Source organism: Novosphingobium sp. HR1a (genome assembly GCF_015594425.1).
Classification (GTDB): Bacteria; Pseudomonadota; Alphaproteobacteria; order Sphingomonadales; family Sphingomonadaceae; genus Novosphingobium; species Novosphingobium resinovorum_A.
The window spans coordinates 192,190-211,199 of sequence record NZ_JABXWS010000059.1; the positions used below are offsets into that span (position 1 = coordinate 192,190).

A 19,010-nucleotide genomic window follows, 5' to 3' on the forward strand; every position below is an offset into this window, starting at 1 on the left:
CACCATGACGCGCCGCGTGAAGGGGCTCGTATCGCTGGCGGTGATCGCGGCCGCTGCGGCCGTGTCGCTGCCGCTTGTGGCCCTGCGCGCCGCGCAACCCGTCGCCCCGGTGGCCCCGGCCGCACCGCCGCGACCCGTGACGCTCCCTTTCGTTGGCGAGTTGACGCAAGGCGGCTGGCTGCGCGGGACTTTGCCCGGTGGAGTGCGCTCGCTCTCGCTGGATGGCAATCCAGTGAAGGTGGCGCCTGATGGCGGATGGTTCGTCGCCTTCGACCGCGATGCCGGGGCGCAGGCGGTGCTGCGCATATCCTATTCCAACGGCACGCTCGGTGAGCAGCGTCTCTCCGTCACGCCGCGCGCGTGGCAGATCGAGAACGTCGATATCCCCCGCAAGCCCGGCGGCCCGTCCGAGGCGTTCATGGCGCTGCGTCGCCCCGAGCTTGCGCGGATCGAGGCGGCGCGCATCCTTACGACCGATGCGCAAGGCTGGCGGCAACGCTTCGTCTGGCCGATCAAGGCGCGCATTTCCGGCCGCTTCGGCTCACAGCGCATCTATCGCGGCGAGCCGGGCGCCTACCATTCCGGGCTGGACCTCGCACCCGGCGGCAGCGGCGCCACCTTCGTCGCTCCGGCTGACGGCGTGGTCATCCTCGCGGCGGAGAAACCCTTCACGCTGGAAGGCAACCTGCTGATGCTCGACCACGGCATGGGTCTCAACAGCGCATTCCTGCACTGCTCGCAAATTCTCGTGAGGGAAGGCGAGCACGTGCGGCAGGGGCAGGTCATCGGCCGCATCGGTATGACCGGGCGAGCCACCGGGCCGCATCTGCACTGGTCGATCAAATGGAATGACGCGCGGCTCGATCCGCTGCTTTTCCTTCCCGCCAACTGACTTTGCGCCAAGCGGGGTTGCCAATCGGGCAAGGCTCCCTATTCAGCGCTTGTGCGCCGCAGCATTGCTCTTCTCCTCGCCGTTTCTCCGCTGCTCTGGATGACGTGGGGGCGGTCGCCTCGCCATGAGCCGGCCAAGGACCTGCCGGTCATCGATGCCGTCGTGCCGGAAGACCTGCCCGATCGACGAAAGCTGGCCGAGTATCTTGGACCGTTCAGGTTGGAGGGAGCGTGGCAGATCAAGTCGAGGCACACGATGGTGTTCGGCTATTCCGCGCTGGTGCCGGAGCCCGACGGCAGACTGACGGCGTTCAACGATTCGGGCGATATCCTGCGCTTTGCGCCTCCCGGCGTTCCGGGCCTGCCGCCACGACCCAATTGGGTGCGCTTCGAACGCGAGGCGGCGACCAAGGCAGCACGCGACGTCGAGTCGGCGACTCGGGATCCCGCTTCGGGCGGCTACTGGCTAGGTCTTGAGGGCCGGAACTCGATTGTGAAGGTAGACGGCAAGTTCAGGGCGACCGGGGAAGTCACGCCCCGGGCCATGAGCGGCTGGGGCGTCAATACCGGCCCCGAAGCGCTGGCGCGCCTGTCGGACGGCCGCTTCGTAACGATACGCGAGGTTACACCGTCCTGGAGGGAGTCGCGTCTGCACGATGCGCTGATATTCTCGGGTGATCCCATCAGCCATCCGCATCCCCAGCGGTTCCGCTTCGATGGGCCGGACAATTTTTCGGTCGTGGACATGGCGGTATTGCCTGACGGGCGCGCGCTCATCCTCATGCGGCGCTTGCTCTGGCCGCTGCCGATGCGATTCGTAGGGCGGATCGTAATCGCCGATACCGCGCGGATGAGGCCGGGCAAGGTTTGGCACTCGGCGCCGCTAGCCTCGCTGGCTTCCGTGCTTCCGGTCGACAATTTCGAGGCGATCGCTGCCGTGCCACAACCGAATGGACGCATTACCGTATGGCTGATGTCGGACGACAACGCGATGCGAGTGCTGCAGCGCACCTTGCTGTGGAAGCTGACGGTCGATCCGAAGCAGTTGCCCTGGCCGAAATAACAGGGACAAAGCGAACGCGAAAAAGCGCGCGAAGCTGATGCTTCGCACGCTTTTCAAAACCCGTATTCCCGATGCGCTCCCCCGTCAGGAGGAGCAGGCAATCAGGCGGCCTGGGTCTTCTTGAGGTCGCGCTTCACCTTGGCGGCGCGCGGCGACAGCTTGGCGTCCGAGGTCTTCAGCAGCCAGTTGTCGAGGCCACCGTTGTGCTCGACCGAACGCAGGCCGTGCGTCGAGACGCGGAACTTGAAGCTGCGGTCCAGACCTTCCGACATCAGGGTGACGTTCTGGAGGTTGGGCAGGAAGACGCGCTTGGTCTTGTTGTTCGCGTGGCTGACGTTGCAGCCAACCTGGCGGCCCTTGCCAGTCAGTTCGCAGATGCGGGACATAGTCTTTCTCGCTCGAAAATTGCTTGCCGTTAAGTACGGGAAGGCGCGCCCTTACCGATTCCCCCACCCAAGGTCAAGTTGCACACAGGTTTTTGAAGGGCTAGCGCGGACGAATGACTCGCTGGCCTCTTCCCGAACCCATGGCGCTTGCCCTGCAGGAGGCGCAGGCCGCCGCCGATTCCGGCGAAGTGCCCATCGGCGCGGTGATCGTCAAGGATGGCCGTGTAATCGCCACCGGCCGCAACGCCCCGCGCGAACGTCACGACCCCACCAGCCACGCCGAGATCGAGGCGATTCGCGCGGCTGCCAGGCTTCTCGGTAACGAACGGCTGGAAGGGTGCGAGCTATGGGTGACGCTGGAGCCCTGCGCGATGTGCGCAGGCGCCATTGCCCATGCGCGAATCGCCCGGGTCTATTACGCGGCCTCCGATCCCAAGGGTGGCGCGGTGGAGCATGGCGCACGGGTCTTCGAGCACCCGCAGTGCCTGCACCGGCCCGAGGTCTATGCGGGGATCGGCGAGGCGCAGGCGGCGGAGATGCTGCGCGGGTTCTTCCGGGCCAAACGATAACGTCGTCCGGGACGACGATTATAACCCGCGCCAGATCTTCAGCGGTGTCGAATCGCTCGGGCCAAACTGGCGCGCCTCGCACCGCGCAGGGCGGAAGTCCTTGCCGTAGCAAAGCTGCACTTCGCGCAGCCATCCGGTGCGGCTGATCTGCACCCCCACCGCCTCGCGCGGCCAGCCCCGATTCGCCGCGACGAATTCCTCGCGCAGATCGCCCACCGTGAGGTCGCGCTTGCGGGAAAGGCGATCGGCGTCGGGCCAGTGGATCGAGCGCCACAGGATCGCACTGACGCGGAAATACTTCTGCGGGCTGGCGACCATGCAACTGCCGTGCTTGGCCCACTCATGCGCGAGCAGGCCGGGCGAGGGGGTCATGCACAGGTTCTCGCGCAGGACCTGCGGCGAGGGCACGGTCTGCGCGCCGCACCACTGCGGCGAGGGGCCACGCGCCGCTTCGGGCCACAGGCCATGCAGGATGAAGCCGAAGCGGCCACTGGCGCGGTTACACTGCATCGAGCGGGTATCGCCGCTGGTCTTGCAGTAGTCGGGGGACCAACTGGCGGACAGCGTGTAGCCCGCGATCGCCGTGCGCCGTACCGGGCCGTCGGGTGTCAGTGGCCTTACCGGCGCGATCTGGCGCGGGACGGAGCATTGGTAGGCCTGTGCCAGCGCCGGAGCCGGAAGCACGGCCAAAGCCGCTATGATAGCGGCGGCCAGCCTCACAGCGGCGTGAAGTCCAGCCCGATGTCGGCGGCCGGGGCGCTCTGCGTCAGGCGCCCCACCGAGACGTACGTGACGCCGCTGGCGGCGATGGCGCCGATGGTCCCCAGGTTGACGCCGCCCGAAGCCTCGGTCGGCACCCGGCCCGCTACCACCGCGACGGCCTCGCGCAGCACGTCCGGTTTCATGTTGTCGAGCAGCAGGTGATGGGCGCCCGCCGCGATGGCCGGTTCGATCTGGTCGAGGTGATCGACCTCGCAGATGATCTGCGCCACGCCCGCCGCCTTCGCCCGGACCACCGCCGGGCCGACACCGCCGGCGACAAGGACGTGATTGTCCTTGATCATCGCCGCGTCCCACAGGCCCATGCGGTGGTTCTGCGCGCCGCCCATGCGGGTTGCGTACTTCTCCAAATGGCGCAGGCCGGGGATCGTCTTGCGGGTGTCGAGCAGGGTCGCGTGCCCGGCCATGGCGTCCACGTACTCGCGGGTCATCGTGGCGATGCCCGACAGGTGCTGCACGGTGTTGAGGGCGCTGCGCTCCCCCGTCAGCATGGCGCGGGCATTGCCGGTTAGGCGCATCAGCTGCGTTCCGGGAGCGACCTGCGCGCCTTCCTCGATGAGAATCTCGATCTCCATCGCCGGGTCGAGCTGGCGGAAGAACGCCGCCGCGATCGGCAGGCCCGCGACGGTGATCGGATCGCGCGAATCCATAACGCCGGAGAACCTCGCGTCGGCGTCGATCACGCTTTCCGAAGTGACGTCACGGCCGCCGCCGGGAAGACCTTCGCCAAGGTCTTCGGCCAAAGTGGCGGTGACGAATGCGGTGAGGTCGAAAGCCGGAAGCGAGAACTGGGTCATGGCCGGGTTATTTGCGCTTTATCTGCGGGTTGTCGAGTGAAGAAAAGGGCGAAGTCCTGGGGCCATTGCCCCAGACCCCGGAACTGTCGTCGTCGCGCGTGCAGCGGCGTCTGGGGTGATGGATGGGAGATCACATAGCCTGCGGCGCCTCCAACTCATTTCGTCATTGCGAGCGTAGCGAAGCAATCCAGAGCAGTTGAAGGCCGCCCTGGATTGCTTCGCTACGCTCGCAATGACGAAGGTTGAGGTCAGCACCCCACGAAGCGGCGCGCACGACGACGACGGTACTGGGGGTGCAGGGGGGCTATGCTCCCCTGCTTCTACCCTTCACAATTCTTAGTGAACGAACCGCGCGATCACGTCCCGATATGAACGCGAAACCTTCACCTGCGCGCCCGAATCGAGCACGAGGAAGCATTCGCCGTTCGTATGCGGCTTCACCTGACGCACCTGATTGAGGTTCACGATCGTCGAACGATGCACGCGCTGGAACACGCGCGGGTCGAGGCGGCGTTCGAGGTCCTTCATCGTCTCGCGCAGGATCAGCGAGTTGTCGGCGGTGCGGATGCACATGTAGTCGCCGGCAGCCTCGATGTGCTCGATCGAGTCGACGTCGATCCGGAAAATCTGGCCGCGGTCCTTGATATTGATGAGCTTTTCGTAGCGGTCCGAGTTCGGGTCCGTCTCCTCGGGCATGTGATCCACCGCGTCGGGGGCGACTTCGGCGAGGACCGTCTTGAGCTTCTCCGCTTCTTCGGAACTGCGCTTCTCGGACAGGCGCTGGCGCACGCGGGCGAGGGTGTCGTCCAGCTTGCTCTCGTCCACCGGCTTCATCAGGTAGTTCACCGCGTTTGCCTCGAAGGCGCGGACGGCGTGTTCCTGGTAGGCGGTGACGAAGACGAACAGCGGCGGTTCGATCTCCATCACGCCCTTGACGACGGAAAAGCCGTCGAAGCCGGGCATCTGGATGTCGAGGAAGACGAGGTCGGGCTTTTCCGTCTTGATCTTGCGGATCGCCTCGCGCCCGTTCGCGCAAGTGTCGATGATCTCGACGTCGGGGTACTTTTCGAGCCGCAGTTGCAGGCCCTGAATTGCGAGTTTCTCATCGTCGACGAGAATCGTGCGAATGGTCATAGGTATGTGTCTCCGGTGCGGCTAACGCGCACGGGGCAGGATTGTTTCATCGCGCCATCTGAACGGGCTGACGCGCGGGTTCGGACATGTCCTCGGTGGTTTCGCGGCGCTCGAAAGGGAGTTCTATCACGACTGCGAAGCCGCCTTCCAGCGGTTCGATCGTTTCGAAGCGGTGGTTCTCGCCATAGGCCTGCGACAGGCGGTCGCGGATGTTGGACAATCCCACGCCGGTGGAAACCGGCTCCCCTCCATCGTAGGTCATGCCCGATAGCCTGTTGTCGGTCGTGGGACTTTGCAAGCCCGGCCCGGTGTCCGAGACGGTGATGCGAAGCATCGGCCCGATGAGTTGCGTGGCGACGGTGATCTCGGCCCCGGCTTCCTGCTGGCTGACGGCGTACTTGATGGCGTTCTCGACCAACGGCTGGAGCAGCAGCGAGGGCAGCAACCCGGCTTCGGTGGCGGGATCGATGGTGAAGGTGGTGCGCAGCCGTTCCTCGAAGCGCATGCGCTCGATGTCGAGGTAGAGCTGGAGGGTCTCGACCTCCTGCTCCACGGTGACGCGCGCGGAGGGCTTGTTGATGAGCGTATAGCGCAGGAACGAGGACAGGCGGCTGAGCATCGCGTTGGCGGGCTCTGTCTGTTTCAGCAGCACCAGCGTCGAGATCGAGTTCAGCGTGTTGAACAGGAAGTGCGGGTTGAGCTGGTAGCGCAGCATCGCCAGCTGGGCACTGGTGGCCTGGGTCTCCAGCCGGATCAGCTGGTCGTTCTGCTCCTCCACCTGCAGGTAGAAGTTCACCATGTAGTAGAGGGCGGTCCACGCACCCAGCAGCGTCGCGTCGAAGTAGAAGACGCCGAGGAACAGCTGCGCGAAGCTGTCCCCCTCGCCGCGCCAGAGCGAGATGACCCAGGCGTCTATGAACGCGTGCAGCGCCACCGCGACCGGCAGCATCAGCGCGGTCAGGCCCCAGGTGACGATCGGCCGGCGCTTGATCAGCGCGCGATAGATCACTGAGAGCACCAGCGAGACGGAGAAGCCCGTGATCGTGGCGATGACGACCAGGACAAGCGAGGCCGAGGACTGGTTGTTCGCCAGCGTCGACATCGTGCGCAGCACCATGGCGCCGCCCCAGCCGATGAACTGCAGGCGCCAGAACGCGCGGTCCTTGTCGGCGAAGAAGGGAATGGGCTGGATAGGCAGGACGCTCATGCGGACAAACCTAGACGATCTTGCAAAGGTTTCAAATCATGCGCCACGTGCGGCCTTCACGGCTTCCGACAACTGGTCGAAGCCGACCGCGCCGGGAATGAGCTTGTCGCCCGCGATCCAGCTGGGGGTGCCGGAGAAGCCGAGGCGCTGGGCCATTTCCATGCTGCGGCCAAGCTCGGCCTCCACCGTCGGGCTGGCGGCGATGCGGCGGGCGCGGTCCATGTCGAGGCCGATGGACTTGGCGACTGCCTCGATGGTGGGGGCATCGACCTGCCCGGCCTTGTACATGGCGTCGTGGAACTGGGCGTACTTGCCTTGCTCGGCGGCGGCCAGGGCCATCTTGGCGGCATCCGGGCTGTGCGGGCTGATGATCGGCAGTTCGCGCACGACGATGCGCAAGTCGGGGTTCTTCGCGATCAGCTGGGCGACGTCGGGCAGGCTCTGGCGGCAGTAACCGCAGGCATAGTCGGAGAACTCGACCAGCGTGACCTTGCCGTTCGGATTGCCGAGCACGGCGCCGGGGAACGGCGTCTCCACCGCCTGACGGACCCCGCCGAGCGCCTTGGCGGCTTCGCGGCGGCGCAGTTCGTCCATCGCCTGCGGCAGTATCTCAGGGTTTTCGAGGATGTAGTCGTGGACCACGTGCTGCACGGCGATGCGGCCGCCGTACCAGCCTGCGCCGCCGACGACGGCCAGTCCCACGATCCCCATTGCGAACTTGCCGGCTGTACTCATGACGTTGATAAATACCTGTCTTGATTGGCGTTTTGCGGACGCTTTAGCGCCGCTTCTTGTCGCGTTCCAGTTCGGCACGCGCCTGCATCTCGATGTCCTGCGCGCGGATCCAGTCCGGTGAGCCTTGCGCCAGCCCCGCCTCTGCCGCCTGGGCGCTGCGCAGGGCTTCCTCCATGCGGCCGGAGAGCACCTGCTGCTCGGCGCTGGCGAGGTAGGCGCGGGGCATGTCGCCGTTGGCGGCGTAGATCATGCCCAGCTGATACCAGGTGAAGGGGTTCTCCCGGTCGCGCGCGGCGGCGGTCTTGAGGACTTCCTGCGCTTCCTTGTAGTTCGCCGGGTCCTCGGTCGCCATCAGCGCGTGGCCGAAGAGGGTGGCGATCAGCGGCGTGTTGCCGGAAATCGCGTTGGCCTTGCGCAGCATCGGCAGCGCTTCGGCAGGCTTGCCCGCTTCCAGCAGGATCTGGCCGTCGAGCTCCAGGAAATAGGGATCGTTCGGATCGGTGGCGATCAGCGCCTCGGTCTCGGCGCGGGCCTCGGCGAATTTCGATTCGCGGTGGAAGGCATAGGCGCGGGCATAGCGGGCGGGGACCGAGTTGTCGGTCATCGGGTACTTGCGCAGGACCTGATAAGGCTCGGCAAGGAAGCCGAAGAGCTTGGCCTTGGCACGCAGGAAGCGTTTCTGGATCGCCGCGTCGTCCGGCTTTTCCCAGGCGGCGTCCTTCTCGTAGGTGTCCTTGAGCGTGGCGATGCGGTCGCCGGTCAGGGGGTGGCTGGAGTAGAACTCGTCCCCGTCCTTGGGGCGGTAGCCGTAGCGGAACTCCATGTTCTGGAGCTTCTCGAAGAAGGCGATGGAGCCGCGCCCGCTGATCCCGGCCTTCGACAGATACTGCGCGCCGGCCGCGTCGGCCGAGGCTTCCTGCGAGCGGTTATAGGCGAGATACTTGCCCATCGCCGCCTGCTGCCCGGCCATGATGACGCCCATCGCCGCCTCGCCGCCGCCCGCAGCCGCCGCCGCCGCGCCGAGCAGGAGCGAGAGCAGCGAGATATTGGTCGCGCCCTTGCCGCCCATGTTGAGCACCGCATGGCCGCCGGTCACGTGGCCGAGTTCGTGCGCGACGACGCCCTGCACTTCGGCGGCGGTGTCCGCCTCGTCGATGAGCCCGGAATTGACGTAGACCGCCTGCCCGCCCGCGACGAAGGCGTTGACCGAGGAGTCGTTGACGAGGACGATGTCGACGTCGCCGGGCCTCAGGCCCGTGGCCTTGACCAGCGGCGCGGCCATGTCGCGCAGCAGCGCTTCGGTTTCGGCATCGCGCAGGATCGACTGGGCCGAAGCGGGAGCGGCGCAGGCCCCGAGCAGCGCGGGAATCGCGAACAGCAGGGCAGGTAGTCGCAGCTTGGGCATCGGCTCTCTTGGGGACCCCGGGGGCTTAACCGGCGATGAAGCCGCATGCATGCACGGTTGGGGTGGAGGTGTCGAGGGTGATGGGTGAGAGGTGAGGCAAGGAGGCCCACCCCCGACCCCTCCCGCAAGCGGGAGGGGGGAAGAAAGGTCATGCCCTCCCGCATGCGGGAGGGCCGGGAGGCTTGGCAGCTTGCTGCCTAGCCGGACGGGGTGGGCGCCTGAACCTCAGCCCAGCAGCCGCCGCGCCGCACGCTGCAGCAGCGTTTCGTCGTCGCTGACTTCGCCGACCAGCACGACCTCGCCACCCGGCAGCCGCCGTGCGACGAGCACGGTGAATTCCTCGCCTGTGGCATCGAGTTCTGCCAGCGGGCGTGCCTCGATCGCGCGCAGTTCGCTGGCGAGGCATTCACGGGCATTCGCGGGCACCGTGCCGGCTTCCTCGCGGCGCAGGCGGCGTTCCTCGCGGACCAGCGCCTTCACGCCGCCGGGCGTCGCCGCGAGATGCGCGGAGAGCGCGCCGACCGCAAGGCCGATCCGTCCGGCATGAGCGATGACGGTGGCGAACTCGGTCAGGCGGGTCTTGTCGTAGTCGGCACCGAAGACGAGCTTGACCAGCGGCAACAGCGGCGCGCGTTCCTGCGCTTTCAGCCCTGCGTCCTCGATCAGTTCGGCGAGGTCTTCCGGGGCGTCCTGCGCCGCCAGCGCGAAGTCGTGGGCGCGGCCGATCGCGTCGTAGAGCGCCTGATGCGAGCGCTCCTCGCTGCGCCGGGCCAGCAGCGCCAGTTCGCGCGCGGAGGCGAGCCAGTCGGCGAGGCCCATTGCGTGATCGACGAAGGAGGTCGGCTCGGCCTCGAAGGAGAAGCCGGGGCTCGGCAGTTCCATCGGGGTATAGGCGTCGATCGCGGGAAGCGAGAAGTCGCCACTGCCGAAATCCGCAGGCCCGTCCGCCCAGTCGGTCAGCGGTTCGGGCGCGCGCAGCATGGCCGGGCGCCCGTCCATGCCGTCGTCGGCCTCGCCCGGCTGGCGACGGGGAGGCAGCGGCTCGGCGCTCTCCTTCCAGTTGATCACGCCGTAGATGTAGTCGATCCGCTGCCCGTCGCGCGAAAAGGGCATCAGGATGCCGCGATAGAGCACCGTCATGCCCTGCGGGTTGACGTACTCGGCCTCGAACCCGATCGGCGCCTCATTGGCGAGGATCTGCATGTAGTGGTCGGTGATGCGGGAGAGCAGCGAGCCGCTGGGCACATCGGCAAGGCGACGGATCGTCCCTTGCGCGTCGCACTCCTGCACCAGCATCGCGCCGACATAGGCGATGGCGGGATCTTCGATCCCGTCCGTGAAGTCGAGCAGGACGCTGCGCGGGCCGAAATCGGGCAAGTTGGCGGGATCGAGGTCGGCGATGTCGGGGAAGGTCTTCTCGCCCAGCAGGCTTGCCCAGAAATTGTAGGCGCGCACCTGCATGCGGCGCTCGTCGTTGCCCGGCTTGGCGACCGGCGCAGCGACGGTGACGTCTTCCCCTTCGGAATCGCCTTCACCCGAAAACTCGCCGTGCAAACTGTCCATGTCGAATCCCGACTCGCCCCTGTAGAGGGCCGGTTCTGGCGCAACTTGGTGTAATAAGGATTAAGTTGCGCCCGTGGAGCTTGCCGGAATCATCAGGCCTGCTTGATGATTCCCTCGCCCGGCTTGGGCAGCGGGGCAAGGATGCGTAAGGCCACGAAGGAGACGATCAGGAAGATCGATCCGGCATGCAGCGCGAAGGGCAGGTCCTTCCAGTCGGCCAGCATGCCCCAGGTCCACGATCCCAGCGCCATGCCGCCGAAGGTCACCGCCTGGTATATCGACAGGCAGCGGCCGAGGATCGCGTCCGGGGAACGCAGCTGCACTGCCGTATTCAGCGTGGTGAGGATCATCACCCAGGCCATGCCCGATACGAAGGCGGCGGGCAGGGCGTAGGCGATGCGGTCCACCTCGGCGATCAGCGACAGCGAGAACACGAACATCGCCGCGCCCATCGCGAGAATGCCCTCGAGCCCGATCCTGCGGCGGATCGGCCCGGTCAGCGGGGCGGCGGTGATCGAGCCGATGCCGAACAGGCCGAGCATCAACCCGTAGTCCAGCTCATCGCCATGGATCGGGCCGTTCACCACGGTCGGCAGCAGCGACTGGTAGGCGGCAAGGCTGAACCCGAGCGCGAAGCAGCGCGCCAGAATGCGGCGTAGCTGCGGGTTGGTGGCGCAGTAACGGATGCCGACGCCCACGGCGGGCAGGATCGGGCGGCGCTCGATCTGGCGCGGCGGCGGCTTCCACCACAGCAGCACGCCGATCAGGCCGATGTAGCTTATCGCATTGAAAGCGAAGGCGAACGATACGTCCCAAATGGAAATCAGCAATCCGCCCAGCGCCGGGCCGACCGAACGGGCGATGTTGAAGGAGATCGAGTTGAGAGCGATCGCCTGCGGCAGCTCGCGCGGCTCCACCTGCTGGCGCACCGAGGCCTGCCATGCCGGTGAGTTCAGCGCAGTGCCGATGCCGACGCTCAGCGTGAAAGCCAGCAGCAGGAACGGCGTCAGCATGTGCGCGTAGGCCATCGCCGCCAGCGCGGCCGAGACCACCAGCATCCCCACTTGCGCGGTCAGCATGACGAGGCGGCGGTCATAGTTGTCGGCGATGGCGCCCGCGAAGACGCCGAACAGCATGATCGGCACCGTCGCCGATGCCTGCACCAGCGCGACGAGTTGGTGCGAGGCGGTAAGCTCGGTCATCATCCAGGCGGCCGCGACGCCCTGCAGCGTGCCGCCGAGGTTCGAGAACAAGTTGGCGGTCCAGATCGCGCGGAACACCGGGTAGCGGAACGGCGAGAACGCGCCCGTCGGCGGAGGCGGCACGAGGTCCGCCGTTGCCACCTCGACCGTCTTTTCGACGGCCTCCTCGATCCTGTCCTCTTCCCGTCTCACACTTCAGGCGTAAGGCGCGGCGGTGGCGGGGGCAAGTCGGTCAGAGCAGATATCGCATCCGGATCGCCAGGCGGACAGGTTCGCCGCCCACCTCGAAGGCGGCCTGCGCAAATTTCGGCGGCCCCATGCGGACCGGGGCGTCGCGCGAAAAGCCGTAGCCTTCGCGCGGGATCATCAGCCGGGTATCGAGCTTGCCGTTGCCGTTCTCGTCATGGATCAGCGACACCGCATAGCGGCCCTGCGGCACTGCGCCGAAGTCCAGATGGAGGTCGCTTGCCGCCGGGACCGTCAGCTTGCGGGCCTGCGGGTCCTTCTCGCAATCGGGAAAGGCATCGGGCCGCGTCGTCAGGCAGGCCAGCACCTGCCCCTTCGCCGAACGCATGTCCGTCACCGAAACCGACACGTCCGTGTTCTGCGGCGCCGTCGCCCCGGCCAGCACTACGACCAGGCTTAGGGCCGCGAGAACGCCTGTGACAGCCCGGCATCGGTGCCGCACAGATGGTCCCAGTGGCGGAAATAGAGGCCGTAGTTGCATCGATAGCTTTCATGGTGCCGCTGGTGATGGCTGGCGGTAATGAGCCAGCGCCCGAGCGGCGAATGAACGAGGGCACGGGGAAACATCTCCCAGCCCATGTGATTGGTGATCCCCATCACCGTCATGATTGTCAGCACGATCCCCAGCGCGCCGACGTGGATCGGCACCAGCAGCACCAGCGCCGGGATCACCACGGCCCCGGTCAGCGCTTCGGTCGGATGGAAGCTCATCGCCGCCCACGCCGTAGGCGGGCGGCTGGCGTGGTGGACGGCATGGGCGATGCGGAATACTCGTGGCCGGTGCATCCAGCGATGGGTCCAATAGAACCACGTGTCGTGGAGCAAAAGGTAGACGAGTACCGAAACGGGCAGCCACCAGAGCGGCCGGTCATGCACATCGGTATAGATGCGCGTCCAGCCATGCTCGCGCCAGCCCCATGCGACGACGCCTGAGGGAATGCCGTAGATCGCGGCCGAGGCGAGCGACCATGCGATCTCGCTGCGGATCTGGCGGTCGAGCCCCTTGTAATGGCCCGGAAGTACACGCGCGGTGATCCAGGCGAACAGGCCGGACGTGAGGAGATAACGGACGCCCACGATCGTCGTCATGGCAAAGGCGGAAACAAGCACCGCAACAAGGGGAGCGTCGAGCGCCATGGGCGCGGGGAGTATGCCCTCAGGAGTGGAAGGGGAAGATAAAAAGAGGAAACCCGGGGCCAAAGGCCCCAGACCCCCATACAACCCTGGTCACGCGCGCAGCTTCGCGGTGCTGCCCATTGCAGGGAGCGCGCTAGGTAGCTGCGCGAACAACGACGACAGTAACGGGGTCTGGGGCAATGGCCCCAGATTCCGTTTATTTCATCTTACCCTGCGCGCTTCACCGCACCCTTGTGCGCGCCCAGCCCCTTGGGGCCGCGCGGACGGAAGCGACGCTTGCGCTCGCCTTCGGCCTCTCCGCCTTCACGACGCTCGCCTTGCGGACGGTCGCTGCGCGCACCATCCCTCTGGCCATCGCGGCGCGGCTGGCCGCCACGGCCGCCGCCGTTGCCGCCGCGCTGTCCGCCGCCGCCCTGGCGGCGCTCGCCCTGCGGCTGCTCCACCTTGCGCGAGGGTGCGGGCAGGCGTGCGGCCTGGTTCTGGAAGTCTTCCGGCAGCGCCAGCGGGTCGAGCTTCACGCGGGTCAGGCGTTCGATGTCGCGGATGTAGGGCTTTTCGTCCGGCGCGACGTAGCTGATGGCGACGCCGGTGGCGCCGGCGCGCGCGGTGCGGCCGATGCGGTGGACGTACTGTTCGGCGACGTTCGGGATCTCGAAGTTATAGACGTGCGAAACGCCCGAGACGTCGATGCCGCGCGCGGCGATGTCGGTGGCGACGAGGACGCGCACGGTGCCCTGGCGGAAGCCGCCGAGGGCGGCGGTGCGCTGGGCCTGGCTCTTGTTGCCGTGGATCGCGGCGGCCGGGATGCCGGCGGCGACGAGGTGGCGCACGACGCGGTCGGCGCCGTGCTTGGTGCGGGTGAACACCAGGGCGCGGTCGATGGCGCCGTGCGATGCCTTCTCCTCGGCATCAGGCGCAAGGCCCGCGCGCAGCGAGAGGGTCAGCAGCGCCTGCTTCTCGGCCTGGTTGATGTGGGTGGCGAACTGTTCGACGCGCTCGGCGGTGGTCGACTGCGGCGCCACTTCGACCTTGACCGGGTCGTTGATGAACTGGCGGCCGAGGTCGGCGATCGCCTGCGGCATGGTGGCCGAGAAGAACAGGCTCTGGCGCGTCTTGGGCAGCAGCGCGGCGACGCGCTTGAGCGGAACGATGAAGCCGAGGTCCATCATCTGGTCGGCTTCGTCGAGGACGAAGATCTCGACGTGGCGCAGCGTCAGCGCGCGCTGGTCGATCAGGTCGAGCAGGCGGCCAGGGGTGGCGACGAGGATGTCGACGCCGCGCTCCAGCGCGCGGGCCTGCTTGCCCACGGGCACGCCGCCGAAGATGCACTGGACCGTCAGATTCAGGAACTTCGCGTAGCCGCGCATGTTCTCGGCGATCTGCGCGGCGAGTTCACGGGTGGGCGAGAGCACCAGCATGCGGCAGCCGGCGTTCTGGCGCGGCTTGGGGTCCTGCGCGAGGCGGTGGAGCGAAGGCAGCGAGAACGCGGCGGTCTTGCCGGTGCCGGTCTGCGCGATGCCGAGGAGGTCACGGCCTTCGAGCAGCGAGGGGATCGCCTTGCGCTGGATAGGCGAGGGATCGGTGTAACCCTTGACGGCGAGCGCGCGGAGGATCGGCTCGGCGAGGCCAAGTTCGGAGAAATAGGACATGCGTCACTTTCAAAAGTGCGGGGCGCGCAAGGCTTTTGAAAAAAGGCGCGCGCACAGCGAGGTGTCGTTGCGGCGACCCTGCGTGAGGAAGGAAGCTAGTTGGTCGCAACCGCCAGTCCGGGCCGGTCTTGGCTGGATGCCGCGACCTCACGCTGCTCTCGGATTGCGGCGGGGCGGACCCCGCACGCCGGTTGCTGGCGGGTCACTTAGTGTGAATTACGGCAAAGCGCAAGAAAATTGCGGATAAGTTGCAGAAGTGCCCGGCTGTGGCGGATAGCCTGGCGTGGTGCCCACCCCGCTGCGGCTAGGCACTTCCCTGCGGTCAGGACCAAGTCTCGCTCCCCTCCCGCATGCGGGAGGGGTTGGGGGTGGGCTCTCTTAGCCCTCGCTCCCCCACTGCAGCGTATGCGGATCGCCTAGCGTCACCAGCCGCCGCAGCGAGGCGCGCGCCAGACGCTCCGTCTCCACCTTGCGCCGGGCGGCGGCAAGCTGGCGCAGGGGAGCGGGGCGCAGGATTTCCGCGTCGTAGCCATCGGCCACGATCACCCCGCAACTGTCGGGCAGGAACGCCTCGCTCTCAAGCGGGCTGCGGTCCAGCAAAGGAGAGAGCCCCCAGTAGAACCGGTCGCAGTAGTCGAGATAGTCGGTCCACTTGCCGTCGCCGAGCAGGTCCGCGCGCGCCACCTTGATCTCGACGATGATGACGTGCCCCTTGGCGTCGATCCCCATGAGATCGGCCCGCCGCCCACAGCGCAGCGGCATTTCCGGCATGCACCAGATGCCGTTGCGGGCGAACAGCCGGGCGATCCCGCGAGCCACGTCCACGGCGGTATGCCCATGCGAAGGGGCGAGGGAGAGCGAATCAGCTTCGGCCATGATCGCCATCATAGGAACATATCAAGAACTGACAAGTCATCGCATTTGGCGCTGGCAAGCCCCGCTTCCGTCTGCTAACCGCGCTGGCACTGCACCCGTAGCTCAGCTGGATAGAGCGCTGCCCTCCGAAGGCAGAGGCCACAGGTTCGAATCCTGTCGGGTGCACCATATCCCCACATTGACGTCTCATCGCCCCGCGCAGTTCATCGCGTCCGCGGCGCCGTCTGCCGTTAACATGCGTTAACCCCTGCATCTTGCGCGTGCGTTGCCGCGTTGCGGCAGGCAGTATCAGCAAGTCATGAGCCGCACATTGTCCAATGTTCAACGTGCCCATTTCTGGGGCATCAAGGCCGCGCAGGCCGGTATTCCGCTTTCCAGCAATCCTTACGCCAGTCCCCAGCAGAGAGCCGCATGGGAAGCCGGCTATCGCCACGATCCGTTTGCGCAGGATCGGCGACATTCACTGCCCAATTGAGGCGGAATTTCTCTATTTCAGCTTGAGCGGCAGCCCCGCAGCGACGAATTCGACTTCATCGACCGTCGCGGCGATGGTCTGGTTCAGGCGTCCCGCTTCGTCGCGAAAGCGCCGGGCGAGGGCGTTCTCGGGGACGATGCTCAGGCCCACCTCGTTGGATACCAGCGCCAGCGGGACCGGGCAGCGGCGGATCGCCTCCTGCAAAGCCGTGACCGGCCCGTCCAGCGGCAGGTCTGCCAACATCAGGTTCGATAGCCACAGCGTCAGGCAGTCGACGAGCACCGCATCCGCTTCCCGCGCGGCCCTGTCGATGGCGCCTGCCAGATCGAGCGGTTCCTCCAGCGTGGTCCAGCGCGGCCCGCGATCCTCGCGGTGGCGGGCGATGCGTTCGGTCATTTCACCGTCGAATGCCTGCCCGGTGGCGATGTAGCAAAGGTGGCCGGACTGAGACTCGATGCGCGCCTGCGCATGGCGGCTCTTGCCCGAACGGGCGCCGCCCAGGACCAGAAGGCTGCGCATCATAAGGTAACTCCTGCCAGGGCGAGCAGCCCGTCGATGTCCAGATGGCGCTCCATCGCCTCGGCCAGCGCATCGAGTGCGGCATCGACGCGGGCGTCGTTGTCGAAGCCGTCCGACTGCGCGCCGATGCGGGCGAGCAGGGCGCTGCGAAGGCCCGGCTTGGCGAGCAGGCCGTGGCAGTAGGTGCCGAAAGTCCGCCCGTCTCGCCCGATGGCGCCGTCCGCGCGGCCCTGCGCCAGTCGCGCGAAAGGCCGCGTGGCGTCAGGCCCCTCGGTCACGCCCATGTGCATCTCGTAGCCGGTGAACGGGGCGTCCATCGCCGTGCCCTCGACCTGCTGCAGCGTCTTGCGGCCCGCCAGCACCGTCGTCACGTCGAGCAGGCCGAGCCCGGCGACTTCGCCCGGCGGCCCCTCGATGCCGTGTGGGTCCGCAATATTGCGGCCGAGCATCTGGTAGCCGCCGCAGATGCCCAGTACCGCCCCGCCGCGCCGGTGATGGGCGAGGACGTCGATGTCCCAGCCCTGTGTCCGAAGGAAGGCCATGTCGGCGATCGTCGCCTTGGAGCCAGGCAGGACGATCAGCGCCGCCTCGGCCGGGATCGGGGTGCCGGGCGGGATCATCGCGACGTCCACGCCGCTCTCCTGCCGCAGCGGGTCGAGGTCGTCGAAGTTGGCGATGCGCGGCAGGATCGGGCAGGCGACCAGCAGCTTGCCGGGCTTCGCGCCGAGCCCGCGTTCGAGGATCACGGCGTCTTCGCTCGGCAGCTGCGCGACGGCGGGCTCCCACGGCAGGACGCCGAAGCCGCGCCAGCCGGAGAGGCGCTCGATCGCCTCGTAGCCGTCGGTGAAGAGGGCGGGATCGCCGCGGAACTTGTTGATGATGAAGCCGTGGATCATCGCCGCGTCCTCGGGATCGATCACCGCGCGGGTGCCGACCACGGCGGCGATGACGCCGCCTCGGTCGATGTCGCCCGCCAGCACCACCGGCACCCCGGCCGCGCGTGCGAAGCCCATGTTGGCGATGTCGCCGCTGCGCAAGTTGATCTCGGCGGGCGAGCCCGCCCCCTCGACGAGGACGAGGTCGCAGCGGGCCTCCAGCCGGCGGTAGCTTTCGAGCACTTCGCCGAGCAGCGGGCGGCGCGCCTCGCGGAAGTTGGCGGCGCCCAGCGTGCCGCGTACTTGGCCGTGGACGATCAGCTGCGAGGTGCGGTCGGCCTGGGGCTTCAGGAGCACCGGGTTCATGTCGACATGGAGCGGCGCGCGCGCGGCGATGGCCTGCAGCGCCTGCGCGCGGCCGATCTCGCCGCCCTCGGGCGTGACGGCTGCGTTGTTCGACATGTTCTGCGGCTTGAACGGCAGGACGGTGAGCCCCCGGTTGGCGGCGGCGCGGCAGAGCCCTGCGACCAGCACCGACTTGCCGACGTCGGAGCCGGTTCCCTGCAGCATCAGGCCAGCCATGCGATTCCCATAGCGATGATCCCCAATATCAGGCCCAGTATCAGGCAGGCGCGCCGGTAGATCGTCAGCGCGCGGGAGAGGTGGTGCGGTGCCGCGATGCCGCCTTCACCGATCCACGGCTTGTCGGCAAGCACGCCGTCGTAGGCGATCGGACCGGCGAGGCGGATGCCCAGCGCGCCCGCCATCGCCGCCTCGGGCCAGCCCGCGTTAGGCGAGGCGTGGCGGGCGTGGTCGCGGGCCATCACGCGCCAGCCCCTGAGCCCGGCCCCCATGCCCGCAACGCACAGCAGCATTCCGGCGAGGCGGGCGGGTATCAGCATGACGAGATCGTCGAGGCGGGCGGCGGCCCAGCCGTAAGGGCCGTAAGGCTCCTCGCGGTGGCCGATCATGCTGTCGGCGGTGTTGATCGCCTTGAGTATCCACGCGCCCGGCAGGCCCAGCAGGAGCAGCCAGAACAGCGGCGCGACGACGCCGTCGCAGAAGCTCTCGGCCAGACTCTCGATGGCGGCGCGGGCGGTGGCGGGGGCGTCGAGGTGCCGGGTGTCGCGGCCGACGATCATGCCGACGGTGCGGCGCGCTTCGGGGAGGTCACCGCGCAGCAGGGCGTCGCGGATGGGGCGGACGTGGTCGTCGAGGCTGCGGGCGGCTATGGCGGGCCATGCCAGCACGGCGAGGATCGGCCAGGCCCATGCGCCTGCGAAGGCGTGGACGGCGATCTCGATCGCGAGAGTGAGGCCGCCGGTGAGGGCGACGAGCAGCGCGGTGGCGAGCATGCCCGCGAGGCGGCGCCGTGCGGGCGAGGCGTCGCGGCGGTTGAGGCGGCGCTCGCAGGCGCGGATGATCCGGGCGAAGAGGCCGACCGGGTGGCCGGTCAGGGCGTGGAGCCGCGCGGGCCAGCCGAGCACGGCCGTCGATCGCC

The 19,010-nt window shown here is 67.4% G+C and carries 20 protein-coding genes and 1 tRNA gene; 5 read left to right on the top strand and 16 right to left on the bottom strand.

The annotated features are described in order from the left end of the window. Positions 1-4 precede the first annotated feature (4 nt). Positions 5-892, top strand: coding sequence for a M23 family metallopeptidase (locus HWN72_RS16850; RefSeq protein WP_211150771.1), 888 nt, complete (start codon positions 5-7; stop codon positions 890-892). A 99-nt stretch (positions 893-991) separates the two neighbouring features. Then, positions 992-1,954, top strand: coding sequence for an esterase-like activity of phytase family protein (locus HWN72_RS16855; RefSeq protein WP_248006053.1), 963 nt, complete (start codon positions 992-994; stop codon positions 1,952-1,954). A gap of 101 nt (positions 1,955-2,055) precedes the next feature. Here the strand turns inward: HWN72_RS16855 and rpmB are convergent, their stop codons facing one another. Further along, entirely contained in the window at positions 2,056-2,340 is a 285-nt protein-coding gene (gene rpmB / locus HWN72_RS16860) for a 50S ribosomal protein L28 (protein ID WP_008831830.1), read from the bottom strand. Between the two features lie 113 nt (positions 2,341-2,453). Here rpmB and HWN72_RS16865 point away from each other — a divergent pair, with 113 nt between their 5' ends. Continuing rightward, positions 2,454-2,909 carry a nucleoside deaminase gene (locus HWN72_RS16865; RefSeq protein ID WP_211150773.1) on the top strand — a complete coding sequence of 152 codons (456 nt, stop codon included), beginning with the start codon at positions 2,454-2,456 and terminating at the stop codon, positions 2,907-2,909. An 18-nt stretch (positions 2,910-2,927) separates the two neighbouring features. On the opposite strand, the gene HWN72_RS16870 is transcribed toward HWN72_RS16865, so the two are convergent. The 12 genes from HWN72_RS16870 to HWN72_RS16925 form a co-directional block, all read right to left on the bottom strand. Continuing rightward, entirely contained in the window at positions 2,928-3,593 is a 666-nt protein-coding gene (locus HWN72_RS16870) for a ribonuclease T (protein WP_211150774.1), read from the bottom strand. A 32-nt stretch (positions 3,594-3,625) separates the two neighbouring features. Then, a complete protein-coding gene (nadC, locus tag HWN72_RS16875) occupies positions 3,626-4,486 on the bottom strand; it encodes a carboxylating nicotinate-nucleotide diphosphorylase (protein ID WP_211150775.1) in 861 nt (286 codons plus the stop codon). A 336-nt stretch (positions 4,487-4,822) separates the two neighbouring features. Then, complete coding sequence (locus tag HWN72_RS16880) at positions 4,823-5,620, bottom strand: LytTR family DNA-binding domain-containing protein (RefSeq protein ID WP_008831834.1); 798 nt, start codon at positions 5,618-5,620, stop codon at positions 4,823-4,825. A gap of 46 nt (positions 5,621-5,666) precedes the next feature. Beyond that, positions 5,667-6,827: a sensor histidine kinase gene (locus HWN72_RS16885; protein ID WP_036525575.1), complete on the bottom strand. Its 1,161-nt coding sequence runs from the start codon at positions 6,825-6,827 to the stop codon at positions 5,667-5,669. A gap of 36 nt (positions 6,828-6,863) precedes the next feature. Next, on the bottom strand, positions 6,864-7,562 hold the full coding sequence (locus tag HWN72_RS16890; protein ID WP_248006054.1) for a DsbA family protein: 699 nt from the start codon (positions 7,560-7,562) through the stop codon (positions 6,864-6,866). Between the two features lie 43 nt (positions 7,563-7,605). Then, a complete protein-coding gene (locus tag HWN72_RS16895; protein ID WP_211150776.1) occupies positions 7,606-8,967 on the bottom strand; it encodes a M48 family metalloprotease in 1,362 nt (453 codons plus the stop codon). Positions 8,968-9,192: 225 nt separating this feature from the next. Next, positions 9,193-10,530, bottom strand: coding sequence for a hypothetical protein (locus tag HWN72_RS16900; RefSeq protein ID WP_211150777.1), 1,338 nt, complete (start codon positions 10,528-10,530; stop codon positions 9,193-9,195). A 92-nt stretch (positions 10,531-10,622) separates the two neighbouring features. Next, complete coding sequence (locus tag HWN72_RS16905; protein WP_211150778.1) at positions 10,623-11,924, bottom strand: MFS transporter; 1,302 nt, start codon at positions 11,922-11,924, stop codon at positions 10,623-10,625. Between the two features lie 40 nt (positions 11,925-11,964). After that, positions 11,965-12,363, bottom strand: coding sequence for a DUF2141 domain-containing protein (locus HWN72_RS16910; RefSeq protein WP_211150779.1), 399 nt, complete (start codon positions 12,361-12,363; stop codon positions 11,965-11,967). 11 nt (positions 12,364-12,374) lie between these two features. Next, positions 12,375-13,115, bottom strand: coding sequence for a sterol desaturase family protein (locus HWN72_RS16915; protein ID WP_211150780.1), 741 nt, complete (start codon positions 13,113-13,115; stop codon positions 12,375-12,377). Positions 13,116-13,321: 206 nt separating this feature from the next. Next, entirely contained in the window at positions 13,322-14,764 is a 1,443-nt protein-coding gene (locus HWN72_RS16920; protein ID WP_211150781.1) for a DEAD/DEAH box helicase, read from the bottom strand. Positions 14,765-15,142: 378 nt separating this feature from the next. Further along, positions 15,143-15,640, bottom strand: a complete 498-nt coding sequence (locus HWN72_RS16925; RefSeq protein ID WP_036525822.1) for an MmcB family DNA repair protein — start codon at positions 15,638-15,640, stop codon at positions 15,143-15,145. 91 nt (positions 15,641-15,731) lie between these two features. Here HWN72_RS16925 and HWN72_RS16930 point away from each other — a divergent pair. Both HWN72_RS16930 and HWN72_RS16935 read left to right on the top strand, forming a co-directional pair. After that, a tRNA-Arg gene (locus HWN72_RS16930) sits at positions 15,732-15,808 on the top strand. A 130-nt stretch (positions 15,809-15,938) separates the two neighbouring features. After that, entirely contained in the window at positions 15,939-16,115 is a 177-nt protein-coding gene (locus tag HWN72_RS16935) for a hypothetical protein (protein WP_155986223.1), read from the top strand. 12 nt (positions 16,116-16,127) lie between these two features. Here HWN72_RS16935 and cobU read toward each other — a convergent pair whose 3' ends face one another. From cobU to cbiB, 3 genes are read right to left on the bottom strand one after another with little or no spacing between them, the layout of a single operon-like run. Continuing rightward, positions 16,128-16,634 carry a bifunctional adenosylcobinamide kinase/adenosylcobinamide-phosphate guanylyltransferase gene (gene cobU / locus HWN72_RS16940; RefSeq protein ID WP_211150788.1) on the bottom strand — a complete coding sequence of 169 codons (507 nt, stop codon included), beginning with the start codon at positions 16,632-16,634 and terminating at the stop codon, positions 16,128-16,130. Then, positions 16,634-18,091: a cobyric acid synthase gene (locus tag HWN72_RS16945; RefSeq protein WP_211150782.1), complete on the bottom strand. Its 1,458-nt coding sequence runs from the start codon at positions 18,089-18,091 to the stop codon at positions 16,634-16,636. Before HWN72_RS16945 ends, cobU begins: the two co-directional genes overlap by 1 nt. Next, positions 18,079-18,996, bottom strand: coding sequence for an adenosylcobinamide-phosphate synthase CbiB (gene cbiB / locus HWN72_RS16950; protein ID WP_211150789.1), 918 nt, complete (start codon positions 18,994-18,996; stop codon positions 18,079-18,081). The genes HWN72_RS16945 and cbiB overlap by 13 nt, the downstream gene beginning before the upstream one ends. Positions 18,997-19,010: the final 14 nt, after the last annotated feature.